Origin of the sequence: Micromonospora sp. NPDC049240, from assembly GCF_040647835.1 — a bacterium.
Taxonomy (GTDB): Bacteria; Actinomycetota; Actinomycetes; order Mycobacteriales; family Micromonosporaceae; genus Micromonospora.
The window spans coordinates 108,604-132,229 of record NZ_JBEZCX010000008.1; the positions used below are offsets into that span (position 1 = coordinate 108,604).

Here is a 23,626-nt window from a genome sequence, read left to right on the forward strand (position 1 = left end):
CCCGGGCGACCTGGGGAAACCGTCCGGGCTGACCAAAGTATTCACACATTTAAGATCGTAAACAAGACATGCGTTTGACCGGATTCGCACCGCCGCCGGATGTAACACCTGAGCAACAAGATCGTCACCAGGTGTCAGACCCGACGCGGCCCTGCTCAGCCGCGACGACGCGCGCCCGGGCCGGGCGCGGGCAGGACGTCCCGCGGCTCGGCCACGTCGTGCCCCTCGGCGCAGCGCAACGCCACCCGCACCTCGGCGCCGCAGTCGCGGTGCGTCACGGTCAGCGGCGGACCCTCCGGGCCGGCCAGGTACCGGTCACCCCACCCGAGCACCGCCACCAGCACCGGCCACAGGTCCAGCCCCATCCCGGTGAGCCGGTACTCGTGCCGCGGCCGGCTGCCCGGCTCGCGGTACGGCTCCCGCCGCAGGACGCCGCGTTCCACCAGCATGGACAGCCGGTTGGTCAGCACCTGACGCGGAATGCCGGTGCGTACCCGCATGTCGTCGAAGCGGCGTACGCCGTTGAAGACCTCGCGGAGCACGACCACGGTCCACCGCTCGCCGAGAATCTCCATGGCGCGCGCGATGGTGCAGTTCTCCACCGACCAGTCCAGTGCCGCAGGTCTCATGCCGACCAGGCTAGGTCTGATTGACAGACTCAGCAACGTGCTGCGAGGCTGGGTCCATGAGCCAGACGCAGGAGCGCAGCCGCACGTTCACCTGGTCCGACCCGGTCGCCGGGGCGGCCCACGTCGGCCGGCGCAGCGGCCTCGACCTGTTGCGCGCGATGATCGCCGGCGAGTTGGCCGCGCCACCGGTCATGCACCTGATCGACATGGCGCGGATGACGGCCGACGAGGGTCGCGTCGTCGTCGAGCTGCTGCCGCAGGAGTTCCACTACAACCCGCTCGGCACGGTGCACGGTGGCGTCCTCTCCACCCTGCTCGACACCGCCGCCGGCTGCGCCGTGCACACGACGCTGCCGGCCGGCGTCGGCTACACCTCGCTCGACCTCAACGTGAAGTTCCTCCGCCCGGTCACCGTGACCAGCGGCATGCTGCGCTGCGAGGGCACCGTGCTGCAACGGGGCCGCCGCACCGCGCTGGCCGAGGCCCGCCTGACCGACCCGACGGACCGCCTGGTCGCCCACGCCACCTCCACCTGCCTCCTCTTCCCCCTCGAAACCCCCTAACCCGCCCCCTCCCTCCCCGCCCCCTCCCTCCCCTCCCCTCCCCGCGATCTTGCACTTTCGGCCCGCGAGATGTCCGGATCAGGGCTTTTGTCGGGGCAGAAAGTGCAAGATCGCGCGGGGGGCGGGGAGGGAGGCGGGGGCGGGGTGGGTCAGGAGGTGGGGGTCAGGCGGGCGGCGCGGGCGGCGCGACGCTCCTCGAAGCGGGCCGCCTGGGTCTCCAGCATGTCCAGGTGGGCGGCGATCTGCTCGCGGGCGGCCTCGCCGTCGCCGGTCAGGCCGGTGACCTCGAACAGGTTCCACTGGCGCAGCACCGGCACCACCACCTCGTCGCGGTGCTGGCGCAGGTCGTAGATGCCGGCCAGCGCGATCGCCACCGACTTGCGGGCGAAACCGTCGATGCCGACCCCCGGCATCTGGAAGTCGGCCAGCACGTCGGCGACCGCCCGCATGGCCTGGTTCGGCGCCAGCTCGAACGCCGCCGCGAGCAGGTTGCGGTAGAAGACCATGTGCAGGTTCTCGTCCGCCGCCACCCGGGACAGCAGCGCCTCGCAGATCGGGTCGCCGGTGGCCCGGCCGGTGTTGCGGTGCGAGATGCGGGTGGCCAGTTCCTGGAACGACACGTACGCCAGCGAGTGCAGCACCTCGTCGTCGTGGACGTTGCGGTAACCGGCGGACATGTGCACCATCCGGGCCCGCTCCAGCGCCACCGGGTCGACCGCCCGGCTCACCGTGAGGTAGTCGCGGATCGCGGTGCCGTGCCGCCCCTCCTCCGCGGTCCACCGGTGCACCCAGGTGCCCCACGCGCCGTCCCGCCCGAACAGGCTGGCGATCTCGTGGTGGTAGGAGGGCAGGTTGTCCTCGGTGAGCAGGTTGACGATCAGCGCGGTGCGGGCGGCCTCGGGCAGCGTCGAGTCGGCCTCCGACCACGCCTCGCCGCCGAGCGGACCGTCGAACGTGCGCCCGTCGCTCCACGGCACGTACTCGTGCGGGAACCACTCCTTGGCCAGCGACAGATGCCGGTCGAGGTTCTTCTCCACGACCGGTTCGAGTTCGGTGAGCAGAGCGGTCTGACTGAGCACGGACACGACGTTCTCCCTACGGTGGCGTAACTTACGCCACCGTAGGTCGAATCGCCGTCAGACGCCAGCGCCACCGACCAGCGGCTTCAGGTCCGCCCGGGGCGGCGTCCACTCGCCCGCCGTCGCGGCCACCTGGTCGCCGGACCGGATGTCCTTCACCTCGTCGCCGTCCGCCCCGGGGAACCAGACGTACGGGATGCCGCGCCGCTCGGCGTACCGGATCTGCTTGCCGAACTTCGCCGCGGACGGCGACACCTCGGTGGGGACGCCCCGGGAGCGCAGCGCCGCCGCGACCGCGTCGCTGGCCGCCCGGTCCTCCTCGGCGGTGACCGCGACCAGCACGCACGTCGGCACCGATCGGGACGCGGTCAGCGCCTCGGCGCCGAAGAGCAGGCCGAGCAGCCGGGTCACCCCGATCGAGATGCCCACCCCGGGGAACCGGACGTTGCCGGCGCTGGCCAGGTTGTCGTACCGGCCGCCGGAGCAGATCGAGCCGAACCGTTCGTACCCGATCATCTGGGTCTCGTAGACGGTGCCGGTGTAGTAGTCGAGCCCGCGGGCGATGCGCAGGTCGGCGACGCAGAGGCCGGGCGCGTGCGCGGCGGCGGTCTCCACCACGGCGGTCAGCTCCGCGATGCCCTCGTCGAGCAGCGGGTCGTCGACGCCGAGGGCTCGCACCGCGTCGGCGAACGAGGCGTCCGGCGCGGAGATCTCGGCCAGCGCCAGGGCCGCCTTGGCCTGCGCCTCGCTCGCCCCGGCGGTCTCGGCCAGCAGCTCGGCCACCCGCGCCGGACCGATCTTGTCGAGCTTGTCCACCGCGCGCAGCGCCGCCTCCGGGTCGGTCAGCCCGACGCCCCGGTAGAAGCCCTCGCAGATCTTGCGGTTGTTGACCTGGATGCGCACCGGCGGGATGGGCAGCGACCGCAGCGCGTCGCCGATGACCAGCGGCATCTCGGCCTCGTAGTGCGCCGGCAGCGTGTCCCGGTCGACGATGTCGATGTCGGCCTGGAGGAACTCGCGGTAGCGGCCCTCCTGCGGGCGCTCGCCCCGCCACACCTTCTGGATCTGGTAGCGGCGGAACGGGAACTGGAGCTTACCGGCGTTCTCCAGCACGTAGCGGGCGAACGGCACGGTCAGGTCGAAGTGCAGGCCGAGCGCGTCGTCGCCGGCCGGGCCGTCGACGTCGGCCTGCAACCGGCGCAGCAGGTAGACCTCCTTCGAGGTCTCCCCCTTGCGCAGCAACTGGTCCAGCGGCTCGACCGACCGGGTCTCCAGCGGCGCGAAGCCGTACAACTCGAACGTGGCGCGGATCCGGTCCAGCACGAACTGCTCGACCATCCGCTGTGCCGGCGTCCACTCGGGGAAGCCGGAGATGGGCGTGGGCTTGCTCATGGCGTACTCCTTGCGGAACCCGCGCGGGGCGCGGGTGAGGTCTAGAGGCCTCGGGTGGGCGCGGCCGGGCGCGCGGACCCCGACACCTCGACGAGGTACGGGTTGCTCGCGCGCTCGCGGCCGATGGTGGTCGCGGGGCCGTGGCCGGGCAGGACGACGGTGTCGTCGGCCAGCGGGAGAACCTTCTCCCGGAGGCTGGCCAGCATGCGGGGCATGCTGCCGCCCGGCAGGTCGGTGCGGCCGATCGAGCCGGCGAAGAGCACGTCACCGGAGAGGCAGATCTCGTCGGCCTCCCAGGGCGAGCCGGCGCCGGGCATCCGGAACAGCACCGACCCGCCGGTATGGCCCGGGGCGTGGTCGACGGTGATCTCCAGCCCGGCCAGCGCCAGCGTCGCGCCGTCGGTCAGCTCGGCCACGTCGTCCGGCTCGGCGTACGGCAGGCGCCCGCCGAAGAGCGCGGTGAGGTCCATGGACAGCGCCTTGGACGGGTCGGCCAGCAACTCGCGGTCCTCGGGGTGGACGTAGGCGGCGATGCCGCGCGCGCCGCAGACCGGCGCCACCGAGAAGGTGTGGTCGAGGTGGCCGTGGGTGAGCAGCACGGCGGCCGGGTGCAGGCGGTGCTCGGCGAGCACGGCGTCGAGCCGGTCGATCACCCCGATGCCGGGATCGACCACCACGCACTGCTCCCCCGGCGCGGTCGCCACCACGTAGCAGTTGGTGCCGAAGGCGTCCGCGGGAAAGCCGGCCACGAGCACGTCCGTCCCCTCTCCGTCCGGTCGTCGTCCTCGTTCAGCAGCCTAGTCGTACCGGCGAACAGGTTTCGCCCGCCATCGTGTCGTACGCCCCACCGGCCCCAGTGACAACGCCCGATAAGGCGAGGCCGGACCTCGTACACCACTTTCCCAGTCGGTAGCCGTACACTCTGGCGGGCGTGTGGCGTGGCGCACCCCTACCGAGGACGGCGGGCGGCGCCCGGACGCCGGCGACGATCAGGCAGAGGAAGGGGAGCACCTGTGGCTTCCAGCAGGGACCGGCAGCGCAAACTGGCGCGGGCCAAGCTCGACCGGCAACTCGCCCGGCGGGCCGCGGTCGCGAAGCGCCGCCGGCAGATCCAGGCCGGCGTGGGCGCCGCGGTGGTGCTCGTGCTGATCGTGGCCGGCTCGGCCTGGGCGCTCGGCGCGTTCGACTCGGAGCCGAAGAAGCAGGCCGCCGAGGACACCTGCCTCTGGACCCCGCAGGACGCCGCCGCGAACGCCAACCTCAAGGACGCCGGCACGCCGGCCACCAAGGGCCTGCCCACCTCGGGCACGCGGCCGATGACGGTGACCACCAACCAGGGCGGGCCGATCACCGTCGACCTGGACCTGGCCGCCGCGCCCTGCGGCGGCGCGAGCCTCGCCCACCTGGCGAGCCGGAAGTTCTACGACACCACCAAGTGCCACGAGATCACCACCGAGGGCGCGTTGCGCTGCGGTGACCCGAGCGGCACCGGGATCGGCGGGCCGACCTACTCGTTCTACGACGAGAACGTCCCCACCGCGCCCGAGGCGAGCCCGTCGGCCTCCCCCACGCCGGGGCAGCCGCCGGCCTACCCGAAGGGCACGGTCGCCCTGGTCGGCAACCCGCCGGGCACCAACGGCAGCCAGTTCCTGATCTTCTTCAAGGACTTCAACCCGGCGAAGCCGGCCTACAGCGTCGTCGGCCGGGTCACCGGCGGGCTGGACGTGGTGGAGAAGATCGGCAAGCTCCCGACCGTGGACAATGGCAGCGGGGCGAAGGTCAAGCCGAAGACGGACGTGGTGATCCAGAGCCTCACCGTCGGCGAGCCGAACGCCGCGCCGGCGAGCAGCCCCAGCGCCGGTTGATCCATCCCGGGTCGGCCCCGACCCACCCTGACTCGACGGCGCGCGACGCCGTCCCCCGATGCACAGCAGGTGAGGAGTGACCGTGACGTCCACCAGAGACCGCCAGCGAGCGGCGGCGCGGGCCCGGCTCGAGCGGGAGATGGCCGAGCGGACCGGCAAGGCCCGCAAGCGCCGGCAGACGCAGGCGATCGCCGGCGCCGCGGCCGTGCTGGTGCTCGTGGTGGCCGGCACCGTCTGGCTGGCCACGTCGCTCGGCGACGACGACGACAAGGAGCAGGCCGGCACCGCGGCCGGCTTCGCCCAGTGCACCTACAACGAGGTGCCCAAGGAGGGCCGGCCGGCGCAGATCAAGGACGTCGGGATGCCGCCGACGCAGCAGGCCAACAAGGGCACCCAGACGATGACGATCGACACCAACCTGGGGCCGATCACCGCGACGCTGGACCGGAGCCTGGTGCCCTGCACCGCCGGCAGCTTCACGCACCTGGCCAGCAAGGGCTTCTTCGACAACACCAAGTGCCACCGCCTGGTCACCGAGGGCATCAAGGTGCTCCAGTGCGGCGACCCGAGCGCGACCGGGAAGGGCTGGCGGGACACCGACGGCACCGGCGGGCCGAGCTACAACCTGGCCGAGGAGAACCTGCCCACCAACAAGCGCCCGCCGTACCCGGAGGGCGTCATCGCGATGGCCAACTCCGGCCAGCCGGGCAGCACCGGCAGCCAGTTCTTCATCGTGTACGGCGACTCGCCGCTCGACCCGAACTACACGGTGCTGGGCACCATCACCGGCGGCATGGACGTGGTGAAGCAGGTCGCCGCGGCCGGTGACGACGGCGCGTTCGCGAAGCAGGCCGGCGGCGGTCACCCGAAGAAGGAGATCGTCATGACCAAGGTGAGCCTGAGCGACATCCAGGGCTGACCGCGTCACCGACAAAACGCCCGCCGGCTCGACCGGCGGGCGTTTCTCGTACGTGCCTGCTCAGGCCCCGGACGTGACCCGGTACGCGTCGAACACGCCGTCGACCTTGCGCACCGCGGCCAGCAGGTGCCCGAGGTGCTTCGGGTCGGCCATCTCGAAGCTGAACCGGCTGACCGCCACCCGGTCCCGGGTGGTGGTGACCGTCGCGGAGAGGATGTTCACCCGCTCCTCGGAGAGCACCCGGGTGACGTCGGCGAGCAGCTTGTGCCGGTCCAGCGCCTCCACCTGGATGGCGACCAGGAACGTGGACGCCGAGGTGAGCTTCCAGCTCACCTCGACCACCCGCTCGGGCTGGGCCCGCAGGTCCTCGGCGTTGGCACAGTCGTCGCGGTGCACGCTGACCCCGCCGGAGCGGGTGACGAAACCGAAGACCGAGTCCGGCGGCACCGGCGTGCAGCAGCGGGCCAGCTTGATCCAGACGTCGCTGACGCCGCGCACCACCACGCCCGGGTCGGCGCTGCTCTGCCGGCTGCGCGGCGGCCGGGTGGCGACGGCGGTCTCGGCGATGTCCTCCGCCGCGCCCTCCTCGCCGCCGTAGGACGCCATCAGCTTCTGCACCACCGACTGCGCGGAGACCTGACTGTCGCCGACCGCCGCGTAGAGCGAGGCCACGTCCGCGAGGTGCAGGTCCCGGGCGATCGCCATCAGCGCGTCCGAGGTGAGCATCCGCTGCAACGGCATGCCCTGCTTGCGCATCGCCTTGACGATCGAGTCCTTGCCGGCCTCGATCGCCTCCTCGCGCCGCTCCTTGTTGAAGTACTGGCGGATCTTCGTGCGGGCGCGCGGGCTCTTGACGAAGCCGAGCCAGTCCTGCGTCGGGCCGGCCGTGTCGGACTTCGACGTGAAGATCTCGATCACGTCGCCGTTGGAGAGCGTCGACTCCAGCGGCACCAGCTTGCCGTTGACCCGCGCGCCGATGCACTTGTGCCCGACCTCGGTGTGCACCGCGTACGCGAAGTCGACAGGCGTCGACCCGGTGGGCAGCGGGATGACGTCGCCCTTCGGCGTGAAGACGTACACCTCCTGGCTGGACAGGTCGAACCGCAGCGCGTCCAGGAACTCGCTGGGGTCGGCCGCCTCCCGTTGCCAGTCCAGGAGCTGCCGCAGCCAGGTCATCTCGTCGATGTGCGCCGGCGGGCCGACCACCTGGGTGCCCTTGTGCTCCTTGTACTTCCAGTGCGCGGCGATGCCGAACTCGGCCGTGCGGTGCATCGCGTAGGTGCGGATCTGCATCTCCACCGGCTTGCCGGTGGGCCCGATGACAGTCGTGTGCAACGACTGGTACATGTTGAACTTGGGCATGGCGATGTAGTCCTTGAACCGGCCCGGCACCGGCTGCCAGTTGGCGTGGATGACGCCCAGCGCCGCGTAGCAGTCGCGCACCGTGTCGACCAGGATCCGCACACCCACCAGGTCGTAGATGTCGTTGAAGTCGCGCCCCCGCACGATCATTTTCTGGTAGATCGAGTAGAGGTGCTTCGGCCGGCCGGTGGTCTCCGCCTTGATCTTGGCGGCCTTCAGGTCGGTGCCGACCTTCTGGGTCACCTGACGCAGCAGTGTCTCGCGCTGCGGCTGGTGCTCCCCGATCAGCCGGTTGATCTCCTCGAACCGCTTCGGGAACAGCGTCCCGAAGGCCAGGTCCTCCAGCTCCCACTTGATGGTGTTCATACCGAGGCGGTGCGCCAGCGGGGCGAGGATCTCCAGCGTCTCCTTGGCCTTCTGCTCCTGCTTGGGGCGGGGCAGGAAGGTCAGCGTCCGCATGTTGTGCAGCCGGTCGGCCAGCTTGATCACCAGGACCCGCGGGTCCTTGGCCATCGCCACGACCATCTTGCGGATCGTCTCCGCCTTGGCCGCGTCGCCCAGCTTGACCTTGTCGAGCTTGGTGACGCCGTCGACGAGCAGCGCGACCTCGCCGCCGAAGTCGGCGCGCATCGCATCGAGGGTGTACTCGGTGTCCTCGATCGTGTCGTGCAGCAGCGCCGCCACCAGCGTCGTGGTGTCCATGCCCAGGTTGCCGAGGATCGTCGCCACCGCGAGCGGGTGCGTGATGTACGGGTCGCCGGACTTGCGGTACTGCCCCGAGTGCCACCGGGCGGCGGTGTCGAAGGCGCGTTGCAGCAGCTTGGCGTCGGCCTTGGGATGGGCGTCCCGGTGGCTGGCGATCAGCGGCTCCAGCACCTCGCTGACCTGGGAGGTCTGCCAGGGCGCGTTGAACCGGGCCAGCCGGGCGCGGACCCGCCGGCCGGTCGGCGCGTTGGACAGCGCGAAGCCGCCGCCGGACCCGGGGTCATCGGGGCCGTCGGTCGGGAACGGCACCACGACCCCACCGCCGTCGGCCGGTGCGTCCGGCGTGCCGTCGGTGGCGTCGATCGCCCCGGCCGGTGGGTTGCCGTCGCGCTCGGTCACCGAGCCGTCCGCGTCGCCTGTCGGGTGCACCGTGCCCTCCACCGGAGGGACGACATCGTGGGACACCGGCCTCCTCACCGTTCGCCGGGATGCGCCGGCCGTCCGGCCGACGTCTGATCCAACCGACCCGGGGGCCGGTGTTGTTCCACGCCGGTCACCGGGGCTCGGCCCCGGCGGCTCCGCCGCCTGCGGACTGGTCGCCCGCCCGGTCAGGCAAAGGGCAATGCTACCCGTAGGCAGGGCACACCGCCGCTCCCCCGGACGGTCGGTGCCGGCGGGCTGCGCGGGACGAGCAGCGTCAAACGGTCAGCAGGGCATGGACCGGGCGCGGAGCGAGGCGCTCCCGCCCCTGGAGGAAGCCCAACTCCAGCAGGACGGTGAAGCCGGCGACCGTGCCGCCGGCCCGCTCCACCAGGTCGAGCGTGGCCTCGGCGGTGCCGCCGGTGGCCAGCACGTCGTCCAGCACCAGCACCCGGTGCCCGGCGGTGAACGCGTCCTGGTGCACCTCCAGCGTCGCCTCGCCGTACTCCAGCGCGTACGAGGCGGAGTGGGTGGCGCGGGGCAGCTTGCCGGCCTTGCGTACCGGCACCACGCCGACGCCGGTGGCGTACGCGACGGCGGCGGCCAGCACGAACCCGCGCGCCTCGATGCCGGCGACCACGTCGAAGGACTCCGGACCGTGGTACGCGATGATCCGGTCGATCACCTCACGGAACGCCACACCGTCGGCGAAGAGCGGCATCAGATCCTTGAACATGACCCCCGGCTTGGGGAAGTCCGGCACGTCCAGCAGCCGGCTGGCGACCAGCCGGGCAGCCTCGGGACCGCTGTCTCCCCGTACGCCGGTGGTGTGCGTCTCCGTCACGATGCGTCCCATGTCCTCTCGAAACGACGACGGCGTCCGTCATGCCGTGGTAACAGCATGACGGACGCCGTCCGGTCGATCTTCTCGGGTCCTGCGGTCAGCGGCGCTTCGCGCCGCCCGGCCGGTTGCCCCCGCCGCCGCTGGGCCGACCGCCCCGGGCGCCGCTGGGGCGCTTGCCGGTCGGCCGGGAGCCGACCTTGGGGGCGGCGCCGGCCAGCGCCGCGTCCGCCTCGATCGGCTGGTCACCGGTCGACGCGGGACGCGGGGCGCCCTTCGGCGTGACCTCTCCGCGGGCGATGGCCGCCCGGCGGGAGAGCACCCGCTTGTTGTGCGCGCTGATCCGCGGGTCCTGGTTCTTCAGCAGCACCAGCAGCGGGGTGGCCAGCAGGATCGAGGTCAGGAACGCCACCGCCATACCGACGAAGAGCACCAGACCCAGGTCCTTCAGGGTGCCGGCGCCGAGCAGGCCGGCGCCGATGAACAGCAGGCCGCCGACGGGGAGCAGCGCCACCACCGACGTGTTCAGCGAACGCATGAGGCTCTGGTTGAGCGCCAGGTTCGACGCCTCGCCGTAGGTGAGGTTGTTGTTGGCGGTGATGCCCCGCGTGTTCTCCTGCACCTTGTCGAAGACCACCACCACGTCGTAGAGCGCGAAGCCCAGGATGGTGAGGAAGCCGATGATCGTCGACGGGGTGACCTCGAAGCCGACAAGCGAGTAGATGCCGGAGGTGAGGACCAGGTTGGTGAGCAGCGAGATGATCGCGGCGACCGCCATCCGCCACTCGAAGCGCAGCACCAGGTAGATCGACACCACGGCGAGGAAGATCAGCAGGCCGAGGAACGCGCGGGAGGTGACCTGGCTGCCCCAGGCCTCGGAGACCTGGCTGCCGCTGATCTGGTCGGCCGGGATGCCGAACTCCTGCGCCATCGCGGTCTTGGCCGCGTTGGCCTGCTCCTGGCTGAGCTGCCCGGTACGCATCTCGTAGGTCTCGCCGCCGGCCCCGCCGACCTTCTGCGCGGTGACCACCTCGACGCCGGGGGCCTCCTTGGCCAGCACGTCGTCGATGGTGCGCTCGGCCTGGTCGAGCGTGCCGACGCTGGCCGGCACCTGGAACGAGTTGCCGCCGGCGAACTCGATGCCGAGCTTGAACCCGTTGATCGCGAAGCTCAGCACCGCGATCAGCACCAGCGCGCCGGCCACGCCGAACCACAGCTTGCGCTTGCCGACGATGTTGAGATCGGCCTCGCCCCGGTAGAGCCGGGCGGCCAGACCACTCTTAGCCATCTCAGGCCTCCTTGACGCGCGGGTTGCGGGCGGTGCCCGGCTCGGCCGACCGGGCCGGCAGCGCCCGGCCCAGACCGCTGACCCGCGGGGACAGGAACGCCCGGGTGCGGGCGAACATCGTCATGATCGGGTGACGGAAGAGGAACACGACGACCAGGTCGAGCACGGTCGCCAGGCCGAGCGCGAAGGCGAAGCCCTTCACCGCGCCGACCGACACGATGTAGAGCACCACGGCCGACATCAGCGTGATGGCGTTCGCCGAGATGATCGTCCGGCGGGCCCGGATCCAGGCGCGGGGCACCGCGCTACGCGGGCTGCGGCCCTCGCGGATCTCGTCCTTGAGGCGTTCGAAGTAGATGACGAACGAGTCCGCCGCCACACCTAGTGAGACGATCATGCCGGCGATGCCGGCGAGCGTGAGCGTGAAGCCGATCGACCGACCCAGCACCACCAGCGCGCCGAAGACCAGCAGCGCGGAGAGCACCAGGCTGAGGAAGATGACCGAGCCCAGCAGCCGGTAGTAGAAGAACGAGTAGATGATGACCAGCAGCATGCCGATGCCGGCGGCCAGCAGGCCGGCCCGCAGGTGGCTGTCACCGAGCGTCGCGGTGACGTTCTGGCTCTCCTGCGGCTCGAACGTGACCGGCAGCGCGCCGTAGCGGAGCTGGCTGGCCAGCGCGTTCGCCGACTTGTTGTCGAAGCTGCCGGTGATCTGCGAGTCGCCGGTGAGCACGCCCTGGATCTCCGGCGAGGAGACGATCTCGTTGTCCAGCACCACGGCGACCCGGCACTTGCCGTCCTGGCCGAGCGCGGTCTGGTCGCAGGCCTGGCCCTCGTTGTTGAACGCCTCGCGGGTCAGCGCGGTCCACTTCTCCTGACCGTCACCCTTGAAGGTGAGGCTGACCACCCAGGCACTGGTCTGGTCGAGCTGGGCGGAGGCGTTCTTGACGTCGGTGCCCTCCACCTTGGCCACGTCGAGCAGGTACTTGGCGCCGGACTCGCACGCCACCGCCTTCTGCTTCGGGTCGTTGATCGAGCCGGCCGGCCGCTTGTCGAGCTGGGCACAGGTGATGGTCGGGACGTTGAACTGCATCTCGACCGGGAGCACCGCGATCTCCTGCGGGGAGAGCGTGCCGAACGGCTTGAACGCGGCGGCCTGCGCCGGATCGGCCGGGGCCTGGAGCCCGGAGGCGGCGGCCCAGGCGGCCGCGCCCACCTTCTGCTCGACGGCCTTGCGCTGCTGCTCGATGCTCTGCGGCACCGGCGCGGCGCTGGCGCTCGGACTCGGCGCGGCGCTCGCCGGGGCCGACGGCGTCGGCGTGGCGCTGGCGCTCGGCGCGAGGGCCATGCCGCCCTGCCCGCCGGCGCTCGGCGACGCGGTGACCTTGGCGCTGGCGCTCGGCTTCGGCGACGCGCTGCCGGACGGCTTCGGCGAGGCGCTGCCCGAGGGCTTGGCGCTGCCGGACGGGGCCGCCGAGGCGCTGGGGCTCGGCGCCGGGGCGGCGGCCGCGCCGCTGCCGTCGGTGGCCTTGAGCACCTTGCGGAAACGCAGCTCGGCGGCGCTGCCCACGTCGGTCAGGTCACGGTTCTCGCCGGGCAGGGAGATGACGATGTTCCGGTTGCCCTCGGTGACCACCTCCGCCTCGGCCACGCCGTAGGCGTTGACCCGGCTCTCGATGATCTGGCGCGCCTCTTCGAGGTTCTCGGCGGTCGGCGGCTTGCCGTCCACCGTGTTGGTGGCCTCGAGCGTCAGCCGGGTGCCGCCGATGAGGTCCAGGCCGAGCCGGGGCTCCAGCCGGTCCTTCCAGCCACCGCTGGCGCCACCCGAGAAGAACACCAAAAGATAGAGGACGACGAAGATGAACCCGAGCACGGCGAGTTGCCGTCCGGGGCGCATCTGTCCCTGAGGTGGTGCCACGGCTGTCCTGTCTCCCTGTACGGTCGCGCCGCTTCCACGGCGGCGACAACTGTCGGGCCGGGGGTGTCCGCCCGACTGCTCCGGCTGGCCGGCACCGGCGACCGGCACGCGGACCCGGGCACGACGCGGGGGCGTCGCGCGGGTCCGGCCGCGTGCCGACGACGGACGCCGACCCAACTATCCACTTGTGGGGTTGGTTCCGCTGCCCCGTCCGGGGCGACCGGTCACTCCTTGACCGACTCGGCTTCCTCGCTGATGGTCTCGGCCTCGGGCGCCTCGGCCCGCTTGACCACCCGGGCCACCGCGGGACGCGCGTACCGGGTCTGCACGCCGGGGGCGACCTCGAGCAGGACCGTCTCGTCCTCGACCACGGTGACCGTGCCGTGCAGGCCGCCGATGGTGACCACCTCGTCGCCCGGGGCGAGAGCGGACTGCATCTGCTCCGCCTCCCGGCGGCGCTTCTGCTGCGGACGGATCATCATGAAGTACATGACGACGAAGAGCAGAGCGATCATGAGGATCGGCGTCAGACCGCCGGCTCCCCCGCCACTCGCTGCTGCGTAAAGCACGGTGTCGACCTTCCGGTTGGCCCCCGCCGGCCCCGGGGGGCACCGCAGCGGAGGCGGATTCTCACGTCCTGTACAGACCGCGGCGAAGTCTAGTCCCTGCTCCTGAGAAGACCGAATGCGGCACAGATCACGTTAGGATCACGGCCGATCGGTCTGCGTCGAGAACAGATCGGGCCCCGGAGGGGCTTCCATGCCAAATGTACCATTCGGGGGGTTGCGCCCCAGGTGCCGCCAGGCGGCCTCGGTCGCCACCCGGCCCCGGGGCGTCCGGGCCAGCAGCCCGGCCCGCACCAGGAACGGCTCGCAGACCTCCTCGACCGTGTCCGGCTGCTCCCCCACCGCCACCGCGAGGGTGGAGACCCCGACCGGGCCGCCCCGGAACGAGTCCACCAGCGCCTTGAGCACCGCCCGGTCGAGCCGGTCCAGGCCGAGCGCGTCCACGTCGTAGACGGTCAGCGCGGACCGGGCGGTCTCCACCGTGACCACGCCGTCGGCGCGGACCTCGGCGTAGTCCCGGACCCGGCGCAGCAGCCGGTTGGCGATCCGCGGCGTGCCCCGGGACCGGCCGGCGATCTCCGCCGCGCCCTCCGGCGTGATCGGCACGCCGAGGATCCGGGCGGACCGGTGCAACAGCGTCTTGAGGTCGGCCGGGGAGTAGAAGTCCAGGTGCGCGACGAAGCCGAACCGGTCGCGCATCGGGCCGGTCAGCAGGCCCGACCGGGTGGTGGCGCCGACCAGCGTGAACGGCTCCACGTCCAGCGGGATGGCGGTCGCGCCGGGCCCCTTGCCCACCACCACGTCGACCCGGAAGTCCTCCATGGCGCTGTAGAGCAGCTCCTCGGCCGGCTTGGCGATCCGGTGGATCTCGTCGATGAACAGCACGTCGCCCTCGGCGAGGCTGGTCAGGATCGCGGCCAGGTCACCGGACCGCTCGATCGCCGGACCGCTTGTCACCCGGATGCCGGCGCCCAGTTCGGCCGCCACGATGTTGGCCAGGCTGGTCTTCCCGAGCCCGGGCGGGCCGGAGAGCAGGATGTGGTCCGGCGGGGAACCGCGCCGCATCGCGCCCTGCAACAGCAGGTCGAGCTGGTCGCGGACCCGGTCCTGGGCGATGAACTCGGCGAGCCGCTTCGGCCGGACGCTGGCCTCCGCGTCCAGCTCCGCGTCGCTGACGTACGCCGAGACCAGGTTCTCGTTGCTCATCCGCGCGCTCCCCCCGACGGCCGGCCGACCGACCTCATCGGGTGCGGCCCAGCAGGCGGATGGCCTGCTTGAGCAGGACCGGCACCGGCGGGGTCGCACCGTCGACGGTCTCCGCGACCGCGGCGACCGCCTGCTCGGCCTGGGCCGCCGACCAGCCGAGCCCGACCAGTGCCTGACGCACCTGCTCCGGCCAGGCGCCGGCGGTCACCCCGGCCGCGCCGTCCGGGCCGATCGCCACCGGGCCGATCCGGTCGCGCAGCTCCAGCACGAGCCGCTCGGCGCCCTTCTTGCCGATCCCCGGCACCCGGGTCAGCGCCGCGGTGTCGGCGTTGGCGATGGCCTTGCGGACCGCGTCCGGGGTGTGCACGGCGAGCACCGCCTGCGCCAGCCGCGGGCCGACCCCGCTGGCGGTCTGGAGCAGCTCGAACAACTGCTTGGCGTCGTCGTCGGCGAAGCCGTAGAGGGTGAGCGAGTCCTCCCGGACCACCAGGCTGGTGGCCAGCCGGGCCGGCTGGCCGACCCGCAGGTCGGCGAGCGTGCCGGGGGCGCACTGCACGGCCAGGCCGATGCCGCCCACCTCCACCACCGCGTGATCCGGTCCGGTCGCGGTCACGGTGCCGCGCACACTCGCGATCATCGTCGCACCCCTCCTCGTCGGGCCTGGTCGGCGGCTGCGGCCAGCTTGGACCGGGTGCCGCCCCGCCAGACGTGACAGATGGCCAGCGCCAGCGCGTCGGCGGCGTCGGCCGGTTTCGGCGGCTCGGCCAGCCGCAGCAGGCGGGTGACCATGGTGGTCATCTGCTTCTTGTCGGCCTGACCGGAACCGGTCACCGCCGCCTTCACCTCGCTCGGGGTGTACGTCGTCACCGGCAGCCCGGCGCGCGCGCCGGCGAGCACCGCGATGCCGCTCGCCTGGGCGGTGCCCATCACGGTGCGCACGTTGTGCTGGCTGAACACGCGTTCCACGGCGACCGCGTCCGGCCGGTGCTCGGCGACCAGGTCGGTGAGCGACCGGTCCAGGTGCAGCAGGCGCAGCGGCAGGTCGTCCTCGGGATCGGTGTGGACGACGTAGTAGGCGACAAGCGTGCAGGCGCGCCCGGGGAAGCCCTCGACCACGCCGACCCCGCACCGGGTCAGCCCCGGGTCGACGCCCAGCACGCGCACGCCGCCTCCTCCCCGAGCCGTCAGCAGTACGTGTGTTCGACACACCCTACTGGTCGGGTCCGACCAGCGGACGGGCGGACACGCCGGGGGCGGAAGGGGGCGGAACGCACCACACACCGAAGCGGTCGAGTATGTGTCGCCGCCCCATGTGCCCGGGGCCACACGCCTCGTAACTTCTTGCGCCATGACGGCAGAACCGGTGGCGGTCCCCCACGTCGTACACGTCGACCTCTCCGGTCGCAACGCGCTGGTGACCGGTGGTGGCAGCGGCATCGGACGGGCCTGCGCCCTGCGGCTGGCGGCGGCCGGCGCCTCGGTCGTGGTGCTGGACCGCAACGTGGAGGCGGCCAAGGCGGTCGCCGCCGAGGCCGGGGGCCGGGCCGAGGGCGTCGACCTGGCCGACCCGGAGGCGGTGGGCCGGCTGGAGGTGGACGCCGACATCGTGGTGAACAACGCCGGCCTGCAGCACGTCGCGCCGGTGCAGGAGTTCCCGGTCGAGCGGTTCGAGTACATCCAGCGGGTGATGGTCGAGGCGCCGTTCCTGTTGATCCGCCGGGCGCTGCCCCGGATGTACGCGAACGGCTGGGGCCGGATCGTCAACATCTCCTCGGTGCACGGGCTGCGCGCCTCGCCGTTCAAGGCGGCGTACGTCTCGGCGAAGCACGCCCTCGAAGGGCTGTCCAAGGTGGTCGCGCTGGAGGGCGCCGCGCACGGCGTGACGGCCAACTGCATCAACCCGGCGTACGTGCGGACCGCGCTGGTGGAGAGCCAGATCGCCGACCAGGCGGCCAGTCACGGCATCGGCGAGGACGAGGTGGTCGAGAAGATCATGCTGGCGCGGGCGGCGATCAAGCGGCTGATCGAGCCGGAGGAGGTGGCGGAGTTGGTGGCGTACCTGTGCGCGCCGCCGGCCGCGTTCCTCACCGGCGCCTCGATCGCCCTCGACGGGGGCTGGACGGCCAACTAGTGGCGCCGCGCACAATGTCGGTCATGTCGTCGCCGGTGGAGTTCCTGGAGCTGCTGGCCCGTGAGGCCGCCGCGGTCGAGTTCGAGGGTCCGCTGGTCGCCGCGCGCGCCGCCGGCCTGCCCGCCGACCGGCTGGCCGAGCTGGAGCAGGCGAAGGTGGTGGCGCTGCGGGTCCGGGCGCTGCTGGAGCGTCGGCGTCGTCGGGAGACCGAGCTGTCCGGCCTGTACGACACCGCCAGCGACCTGGCCGGCCTGCGGGACCTGGACGACGTGCTGCGCGCGATCGTGCACCGGGCCCGGATCCTGCTCGGCACCGACGTGGCGTACATGACGCTCAACGACGACGAGCGCGGCGACACGTACATGCGGGTCACCGACGGGTCGATCTCGGCCCGGTTCCAGCGGCTACGGCTGGAGATGGGCGACGGGCTGGGCGGTCTGGTCGCGCAGACCGGCACCCCGTACGTCACCTCGAACTACCAGGAGGACGAGCGGTTCCGGCACACCGGGGAGATCGACGGCGGGGTGGGCGAGGAGGGCCTGGTGGCCATCCTGGGGGTGCCGCTGCGGCTGGGCTCCAGCGTGATCGGCGTGCTGTACGCGGCCAACCGCTCGGCGCGCCCGTTCGCCCGGGAGGAGGTGTCGCTGCTGGTCTCGCTGGGGGCGCACGCCGCGGTGGCGATCGACACCGCCCGGCTACTGGCCGAGACGCGGGCCGCGCTGGCGGAGTTGTCGGCGGCGAACGGCACGATCCGGGCGCACAGCAGCTCGGTGGAGCGGGCCGCCGCCGCGCACGACCGGATGACCGCGCTGGTGGTGCGCGGCGGCGGGATGGAGGACGTGGCGGCCGCGGTGACCGAGGTGCTCGGCGGCGCGCTGCTGGCGTTGGACGCCGAGGGGCGGCGGCTGGCCCGGGTCGGCGAGATCGACGAGCCGGACCGGGCGGACATCGTGGAGGCGGTCGCCGCGTCACGCACCGAGGGGCGCAGCGTACGCCGGGGCCCGCTCTGGTACGCCGCGGTGGTGGCCGGCGCCGAGAACCTGGGCGCGCTGGTGCTGCGCCCGGACGACGAGCTGGTCGACGCCGACCAACGCATCCTGGAGCGGGCCGCCCTGGTGACCGCGCTGCTGCTGCTGTTCCGCCGCACGGTGGCCGAGGCGGAGGGGCGGGTCCGGGGCGAGCTGCTGGACGACCTGATCGCCCGCCCGTTGCGGGACGCCGACGCGCTGCGCGGCCGGGCCCGCCGGATCGGGGTGAACCTGGACGCCCCGCACGTGCTGGTGGCGGTCGGTGACGACGCATTCGCCGAGACCGGATCGGCCCGGCAGCGGGTGCTCTCCTGGGCCACCACGTACGCCTCGACGCGGGGCGGGCTGGCCGCGGCGCGGGACGGGCGGGTGGTGCTGATGCTGCCCGGCCGGGACGCCGGCGGCGCGGCCCGCGCGGTGGCCCGGGACCTGTCCCGGGTGACCGGCCGGCCGGTGACCGCCGGGGCGAGCGGGCCGTCGACCGGTCCGGCGTCGCTGGCGGTGACGTTCGCCGAGGCGGAGCGCTGCCTGACCGCGCTCGGCGCGTTGGGCCGGGCCGGGCAGGGCGCGAGCACCGCGGAGCTGGGCTTCGTCGGGCTGCTGCTCGGGGCGGTCGGCGACGCGGGCGACCGGGACGTGGCCCGGTTCCTCACCGCCACCGTGGGGCCGGTGGTCGACTACGACGCCCGGCGGGGCACCGCGCTGGTGCGGACGCTGGAGGCGTACTTCGGGGTGGGCGGCAGCCTGGCCCGGGCGGCCGAGCAGTTGCACGTGCACGTCAACACCGTGACCCAGCGGCTGGAGCGGGTCGGGCAGTTGCTCGGCGCCGACTGGCAGAAGCCGGAGCGGGCGCTGGAGGTGCAGCTCGCGCTGCGCCTGCACCGGCTGCGCACCCCGGCCGGCTGACGGCGGCGCGCACCCGGCCGGCTGACGTCGCCGCGTAGCCCGGCCGGCGGGCGCGCGGGCCGGGCGTCAGCGGGCGCGCAGGCCGTCCAGGACGGCGTCCACGATCCGCTCGGGCAGGATGCGTTCGTCCAGCTCGGGGTGCCAGTGCAGCATGCGCTGGGCGAGCATCGGCGCGGTGAGCAGCGCCATGGCCACCTCGATGTCGAGGTCGGCGCGCAGCTCACCGCTGTCCGTCGCGCGGCGCAGCACCTCGCGCATGGCCTGCCGCCGGGGCTCGATGATCGCCTCGTAGGCCTGCCGGTGGGCGGAGCTGCGGCTCACCTCGGGCACCAGGCAGGGCATGATCTTGCGGGCCCGGGGGTCGGTGTGTTGGCCCACGGCACCGACCAGCAGCACCAGGTCGTCCCGGACGGAACGCCCGCCGGGGCGCGGCGGGACGCCCTTGAGCCGGCGCAGCGCGTCCAGCAGCAGCGCCTCCTTGCCCGACCAGCGGCGGTAGATGGTGGCCTTGCCGACCCCGGCCCGGGCCGCGATCGCCTCGATGGAGAGCGCCTCGATCGTGCTGCCCTCGGCGAGCAGGTCGAGGGTGGCCTCCACGATCGCCTCGTCGGCGCGGGTGCTCCGCGGTCGACCCGGCGATCGCGGAGCACCCGTCGTGGACGTCATGTCAGACATTGTCCACGAACCTACGCGGTCCCGGCCAACTCCGGCTCGGTGGCCGGGGCGGCGGTGGGCGCGACGACCGCCCGCCCCGGCATCCACCGCACCACGATCACGACGCCCAGCGCCGCCACCAGCGCGGAGATGCCGGCGGCCCAGTGCATCGCGGAGACGAAGGAGTCGTTGGCGGCGTCGATCAGTCGCGGTGCGGCCGGGCCGAGGCGGTCGGCGACCGCGTACGCGCCGGAGACCGACTCCCGGGCCGCGTCGCGGACCGGGGCGGGCAGCGCGGCCACCGCGGGGCCGACCTGGTCGCGGTAGACCGCGGAGAGCACCGAGCCGAGCACCGCCACGCCGAGCGCGCCGGCCACCTGGCGGACCGTGTTGCTGACCGCCGAGCCCACGCCGGCCTTCTCCCGGGGCAGCGCCGACATGATCGACTCGGTGGCCGGCGGCATGATGTTGGCCATTCCGGCGCCCTGCACGAAGCCCACCGCCGAGAAGATCCAGATGGGCGTGTCCGCGTCGATGAACACGAACGCGGCGAGCGCGATCGTGGTCAGCAGCAGCCCGACCGCGGCGACCGCCCGGCCGCCGTAGCGACGGACCATCGCGGCGCTGCGCGGCGCGAAGATCAGCTGGGCGGCCGCGAAGGGCAGGAAGAGCAGGCCGCTCTCCAGCGGGCTGTAGCCGCGCACGAGCTGGAGGTAGAACGCGCCGAAGAACATCACGCCCATGGCGGCGAAGAAGACCAGCCCGACCAGCGCCACCGGGGCGGCGAACCGGGGCACCCGGAACAGCCGCACGTCCAGCGACGGGTGGTCGCTGCGCAGCTCGTGGGCGACGAACCAGCCGAGCACCGCGAGCCCGCCGACGATCGCGGCCCAGACCTGCGGCCGGCCGAAGCCGTGCTCGCCACCGTCGATGATGCCGTAGGTGAGGGCGACCAGGCCGACCACGGAGAGCAGCACGCCGAGCACGTCCACCCGGCCGGGGGCGGGATCCCGGGACTCGGGGACCAGCATCGCCACCAGCGCCACGCCGACCACCACCACCGGCACGTTGATCAGGAAGACCGAGCCCCACCAGAAGTGCTCCAGCAGGGCGCCGCCGAGCACCGGGCCGATGGCCACGGCGAGACCGACCGCGCCGGCCCAGACGCCGATCGCGCGGGCGCGCTCGCGCGGGTCGAAGACGTTGGAGATGATCGAGAGCGTCACCGGCATGATGGCGGCGCCGCCGACGCCCATCAGGGCCCGCGCGCCGATGAGCTGCGCCGGGTCCTGCGCGTACGCGGAGAGCAGCGAGGCCAGCCCGAACAGCACCAGCCCGAGGATCAGGAAGCGCCGGCGGCCGAACCGGTCGCCGAGCACACCGAACGTGAAGAGCAGGCCAGCGAAGACGAGGGTGTAGGAGTTGATCGCCCACTCCAGGTCGCCCTGGCTGGCGCCGAGACCGTGCACCGGGTCGGCGAGCGTGCGCAGGGCGACGTTGAGGATGGTGTTGTCGAGGACGACCACGAGCAGGCTGATCACCAGCACGCCCAGGATCGCCCACCTCCTCGGGTGTCCGGTGTTCTCGTGCGCTTCCATCTGGGTTCTCCCCCCCGGCTCACCCGCGTCCGAATACGATACGGGGCAGACTCGTAACGCTGCCGAGCGTAGGTGAGCGAGTTTCGATACGGAACAGGTCCGTATCGAATGTGTGCCAGGTCACGCCGGTGCGGGCCCACCCCCGTGCGCGGGCCCGCACCGGGACCTCAGGCCGGTGGGCCAGCGGCCAGCGCCAGCCGGAGCACCGCGTCCCGCACCGGCAGCAGCCGCCCGGCCTGGGCGAGCCGCCCCGCCCACCGCGCGCCGGCCGCGATCCGCTGGGTGGGCCGGCGGCGGCGCCTGTCGTACGCCCGCAGTGCCGCCGGCAGGTCGTCGGCATCGCGGACGCAGTCGGCCAACGCGACCGCGTCGATCAGCGCCTGACAGGCGCCCTGCCCGAGGTCGGGGGTCATGGCGTGCGCGGCGTCGCCGAGCAGCGCCACCCGGCCGGCCACGTAGGACGGCAGCGGCGTCAGGTCGCGGATCTCGTGCCGCAGCACGCCGGCCGGGGTGAGGGCGTCCAGCACCCGGCGCACCGGCGGATGCCAGTCCCCGAAGAGGCGGCGCAACTCGGCGACGTCGTCCACCGGCGCGGGATGCCCTTGCGGGAGGCGCACCGAGGCGTACCAGTTGGTCCGCCCGTCGCCGATCGGCGTGAGGCCGAACCGGCGGCCCCGCCCCCAGGTCTCACCCCCCTCGGACAGTTCCACGTCGACCACCCCGCGCCAGGCCACCGCGCCGGCGTAGCGCAGCGGACAGCGCTGCCCGTGCAGCGCGACGCGGACCACGCTGTTGATCCCGTCCGCGCCGACCACCAGGTCGTACGCGTCGACGAGCGCGCCCGGGTCGACGACCGGCGCGGCGAACCGCAGCGCCGGTCCGGGCAGCGCGCCGGCCAGCACCGCGAGCAGCGCCGGCCGGGTGATGAGGTGGACCGGCTCGCCGTGGCGGCGTTCCAGCCGGTCGACGTCGATGGTGGCGATCCGGCGTCCGTCCGGTCGCCGGATCGATCCGCCGGCCTGCCGGCGGGCCCGCCGACGCACCTCGTCGCCCACGCCGAGCGTGTCCAACGCGCGCATCGCGGTGGGCCAGATGCCGAGGCCGGTCCCGGTGGCCGGCAGCCCGGCGGACCGCTCCAGGACCGTGACCTCCCAGCCGGCGCCGTGCAACCCGATGCCCGCCGCCAGCCCCCCGATGCCGCCACCGACCACCACCGCCCGACCCGCCATGCCGGCCACCGTACTACAGATGTAGTCGCTTTCACTACGTCTGTAGTCTGGCCCGGTGACCGATCGCCGGCAGCTCCTGCTCGACGCCGCCATCCGGGTGCTCGGCACCCGGGGTCCGCGACAGCTCACCCACCGGGCCGTGGACGCCGAGGCGGGCCTGCCCGAGGGCTCCGCGTCCAACCGGTTCCGCACCCGGGAGGCGCTCGTCGACGGCGTCTTCGCCCGGCTGGTCGAGGTGGAGACGCTGGCCTGGCAGCGGCTCGCCGTCGATCTGCCGCCCGGGGACCTCGCCGGCTTCACCCGCGTGCTCGGCCGGCTGATCCGCCGGTTCACCGAGGAGGAGCGGGTGGTCACGCTGGCCCGGTACGCGCTGTTCGTGGAGGCGGCCGTGCGGCCCGAACTGCGTCCCGCCATCGAGGCCGGGCGGGCACGGCTGGCCGAGTGGGGGGTGCCGCTGGTCGCCGCGCTCGGCTCCACCGATCCGCCGACCCATTTCCGGAGCCTGCTCGCGCTCGTCGACGGGCTCCTCGGCAACCAGCTCGCCGCCCCCGAGGAGGCGTTCGATCCGGAGTCGGCGGTGGCCGCCCTGCTGCACGGCTTCCGCGCCGGCTGAGCGCCCGCCGACGGCGCACCCACCGACGATGCGCCCGCCAAGCGGGGCGCCCATCTCTACCGGAGGCGTTAAGCGGGGGCCCCGCCTTCCAGGCAGGCGGCGGTGGCCTCGGCGAGGCTGGTCAGGCGGTGGGGGGCGGTGGGGCCGGGCGGGAACGGCTCGATCCAGCCCGGCCCGGCGGCGAGCAGACGGACGTCCGGGACGTCCCGCCGGAGCCGGACCAGGCGGTACGCCCGACCGGTCACCGGGGTCTGCGACCAGACCACCACCACCCGGGGCCGGACCCGGGCCACGGCGCTGGCCAGCGCGGACCAGGGCAGGGCCGGGCCGAGATGCAGGCAGCCCCGACCGCGCTCACGCAGCGCCGCCGCCAGGGCGTGCAGCCCCAGGCAGTGCGTCTCGTGCTCGGCGCCGGCGAGCAGCACCCCCTCGACCGGCAGCGGTCGGGTCGGTTCCCGGCGGAACACGTCCAGCCCGACCCGCACGCCCTCGGACAGGGCGTGCTCGACCGCGATCTCGGCGGCGCTGTGCCCGCGCAGCGCGCCCAGCAGCGGCAGGCAGACCTGCTCCCAGAAGGGCGCGACCCCGACCTCGGCGGCGAGGTCGAGCACCAGCCCGGCGACCTGGTTGTCGTCCAGGTCCTCGGCGGCGGTGGTGAGCCGTTTACGGGCCGACTCGGCGGCCCCGGCCGGCATGTTCTCGGTCAGCAACGGA

The 23,626-nt window shown here is 73.0% G+C and carries 22 protein-coding genes; 6 read left to right on the forward strand and 16 right to left on the reverse strand.

Annotation, left to right across the window (positions count from 1 at the left end; all coding sequences use genetic code 11):
* Positions 1-155: 155 nt before the first annotated feature.
* Positions 156-629 (reverse strand): helix-turn-helix domain-containing protein, encoded by a 474-nt coding sequence (locus AB0B02_RS14035; protein WP_281939676.1) that lies wholly within the window; start codon positions 627-629, stop codon positions 156-158.
* A gap of 56 nt (positions 630-685) precedes the next feature.
* Here AB0B02_RS14035 and AB0B02_RS14040 point away from each other — a divergent pair, with 56 nt between their 5' ends.
* Positions 686-1,192, forward strand: a complete 507-nt coding sequence (locus AB0B02_RS14040; RefSeq protein ID WP_281939674.1) for a PaaI family thioesterase — start codon at positions 686-688, stop codon at positions 1,190-1,192.
* A 149-nt stretch (positions 1,193-1,341) separates the two neighbouring features.
* Here AB0B02_RS14040 and AB0B02_RS14045 read toward each other — a convergent pair whose 3' ends face one another.
* Genes AB0B02_RS14045 through AB0B02_RS14055 form a run of 3 tightly spaced genes read right to left on the reverse strand, consistent with a single transcriptional unit; the run spans position 1,342 to position 4,418 of the window.
* On the reverse strand, positions 1,342-2,277 hold the full coding sequence (locus tag AB0B02_RS14045) for an acyl-ACP desaturase (RefSeq protein ID WP_281939672.1): 936 nt from the start codon (positions 2,275-2,277) through the stop codon (positions 1,342-1,344).
* Positions 2,278-2,328: 51 nt separating this feature from the next.
* Positions 2,329-3,663 (reverse strand): histidine--tRNA ligase, encoded by a 1,335-nt coding sequence (hisS, locus tag AB0B02_RS14050; protein ID WP_281939670.1) that lies wholly within the window; start codon positions 3,661-3,663, stop codon positions 2,329-2,331.
* A gap of 41 nt (positions 3,664-3,704) precedes the next feature.
* Complete coding sequence (locus AB0B02_RS14055) at positions 3,705-4,418, reverse strand: MBL fold metallo-hydrolase (RefSeq protein ID WP_357300379.1); 714 nt, start codon at positions 4,416-4,418, stop codon at positions 3,705-3,707.
* A 258-nt stretch (positions 4,419-4,676) separates the two neighbouring features.
* On the opposite strand from AB0B02_RS14055, the gene AB0B02_RS14060 reads away from it, so the two are divergent.
* Positions 4,677-5,528 (forward strand): peptidylprolyl isomerase, encoded by an 852-nt coding sequence (locus tag AB0B02_RS14060; RefSeq protein WP_357300381.1) that lies wholly within the window; start codon positions 4,677-4,679, stop codon positions 5,526-5,528.
* Between the two features lie 82 nt (positions 5,529-5,610).
* A complete protein-coding gene (locus tag AB0B02_RS14065) occupies positions 5,611-6,447 on the forward strand; it encodes a peptidylprolyl isomerase (protein WP_281939664.1) in 837 nt (278 codons plus the stop codon).
* Between the two features lie 60 nt (positions 6,448-6,507).
* On the opposite strand, the gene AB0B02_RS14070 is transcribed toward AB0B02_RS14065, so the two are convergent.
* The 8 genes from AB0B02_RS14070 to ruvC all read right to left on the reverse strand — a co-directional run bounded on the left by AB0B02_RS14070 (position 6,508) and on the right by ruvC (position 15,917).
* Positions 6,508-8,955, reverse strand: coding sequence for a bifunctional (p)ppGpp synthetase/guanosine-3',5'-bis(diphosphate) 3'-pyrophosphohydrolase (locus AB0B02_RS14070; RefSeq protein WP_281942609.1), 2,448 nt, complete (start codon positions 8,953-8,955; stop codon positions 6,508-6,510).
* A gap of 256 nt (positions 8,956-9,211) precedes the next feature.
* Positions 9,212-9,778 carry an adenine phosphoribosyltransferase gene (locus AB0B02_RS14075; protein WP_107161313.1) on the reverse strand — a complete coding sequence of 189 codons (567 nt, stop codon included), beginning with the start codon at positions 9,776-9,778 and terminating at the stop codon, positions 9,212-9,214.
* Positions 9,779-9,875: 97 nt separating this feature from the next.
* Positions 9,876-11,063, reverse strand: coding sequence for a protein translocase subunit SecF (secF, locus tag AB0B02_RS14080; RefSeq protein ID WP_281939662.1), 1,188 nt, complete (start codon positions 11,061-11,063; stop codon positions 9,876-9,878).
* Position 11,064: 1 nt separating this feature from the next.
* Positions 11,065-12,981, reverse strand: coding sequence for a protein translocase subunit SecD (secD, locus tag AB0B02_RS14085; RefSeq protein WP_357300384.1), 1,917 nt, complete (start codon positions 12,979-12,981; stop codon positions 11,065-11,067).
* 224 nt (positions 12,982-13,205) lie between these two features.
* Positions 13,206-13,550 carry a preprotein translocase subunit YajC gene (yajC, locus tag AB0B02_RS14090; protein WP_278106464.1) on the reverse strand — a complete coding sequence of 115 codons (345 nt, stop codon included), beginning with the start codon at positions 13,548-13,550 and terminating at the stop codon, positions 13,206-13,208.
* A 138-nt stretch (positions 13,551-13,688) separates the two neighbouring features.
* On the reverse strand, positions 13,689-14,753 hold the full coding sequence (gene ruvB, locus AB0B02_RS14095) for a Holliday junction branch migration DNA helicase RuvB (RefSeq protein WP_281939657.1): 1,065 nt from the start codon (positions 14,751-14,753) through the stop codon (positions 13,689-13,691).
* A gap of 34 nt (positions 14,754-14,787) precedes the next feature.
* A complete protein-coding gene (gene ruvA / locus AB0B02_RS14100) occupies positions 14,788-15,390 on the reverse strand; it encodes a Holliday junction branch migration protein RuvA (RefSeq protein WP_357300388.1) in 603 nt (200 codons plus the stop codon).
* Positions 15,387-15,917: a crossover junction endodeoxyribonuclease RuvC gene (gene ruvC, locus AB0B02_RS14105; protein WP_357300390.1), complete on the reverse strand. Its 531-nt coding sequence runs from the start codon at positions 15,915-15,917 to the stop codon at positions 15,387-15,389. The genes ruvA and ruvC overlap by 4 nt, the downstream gene beginning before the upstream one ends.
* A 184-nt stretch (positions 15,918-16,101) precedes the next feature.
* On the opposite strand from ruvC, the gene AB0B02_RS14110 reads away from it, so the two are divergent.
* Positions 16,102-16,884 carry a 3-hydroxybutyrate dehydrogenase gene (locus AB0B02_RS14110; RefSeq protein ID WP_357300392.1) on the forward strand — a complete coding sequence of 261 codons (783 nt, stop codon included), beginning with the start codon at positions 16,102-16,104 and terminating at the stop codon, positions 16,882-16,884.
* Positions 16,885-16,898: 14 nt separating this feature from the next.
* Positions 16,899-18,818 carry a helix-turn-helix domain-containing protein gene (locus AB0B02_RS14115; RefSeq protein ID WP_357300394.1) on the forward strand — a complete coding sequence of 640 codons (1,920 nt, stop codon included), beginning with the start codon at positions 16,899-16,901 and terminating at the stop codon, positions 18,816-18,818.
* 66 nt (positions 18,819-18,884) lie between these two features.
* On the opposite strand, the gene AB0B02_RS14120 is transcribed toward AB0B02_RS14115, so the two are convergent.
* From AB0B02_RS14120 to AB0B02_RS14130, 3 genes are all read right to left on the reverse strand, one after another.
* Positions 18,885-19,493, reverse strand: coding sequence for a TetR/AcrR family transcriptional regulator (locus tag AB0B02_RS14120; protein ID WP_281939650.1), 609 nt, complete (start codon positions 19,491-19,493; stop codon positions 18,885-18,887).
* A gap of 11 nt (positions 19,494-19,504) precedes the next feature.
* Positions 19,505-21,070, reverse strand: a complete 1,566-nt coding sequence (locus AB0B02_RS14125; protein WP_281939648.1) for an MFS transporter — start codon at positions 21,068-21,070, stop codon at positions 19,505-19,507.
* Between the two features lie 167 nt (positions 21,071-21,237).
* A complete protein-coding gene (locus tag AB0B02_RS14130; RefSeq protein ID WP_281939646.1) occupies positions 21,238-22,299 on the reverse strand; it encodes an FAD-dependent monooxygenase in 1,062 nt (353 codons plus the stop codon).
* Between the two features lie 55 nt (positions 22,300-22,354).
* Between AB0B02_RS14130 and AB0B02_RS14135 the strand changes: the two genes are divergently transcribed.
* Positions 22,355-22,912, forward strand: coding sequence for a TetR/AcrR family transcriptional regulator (locus tag AB0B02_RS14135; protein WP_281939645.1), 558 nt, complete (start codon positions 22,355-22,357; stop codon positions 22,910-22,912).
* Positions 22,913-22,980: 68 nt separating this feature from the next.
* Here the strand turns inward: AB0B02_RS14135 and AB0B02_RS14140 are convergent, their stop codons facing one another.
* Positions 22,981-23,622: a transcriptional regulator gene (locus AB0B02_RS14140; protein ID WP_357300398.1), complete on the reverse strand. Its 642-nt coding sequence runs from the start codon at positions 23,620-23,622 to the stop codon at positions 22,981-22,983.
* Between the last annotated feature and the right edge of the window lie 4 nt (positions 23,623-23,626).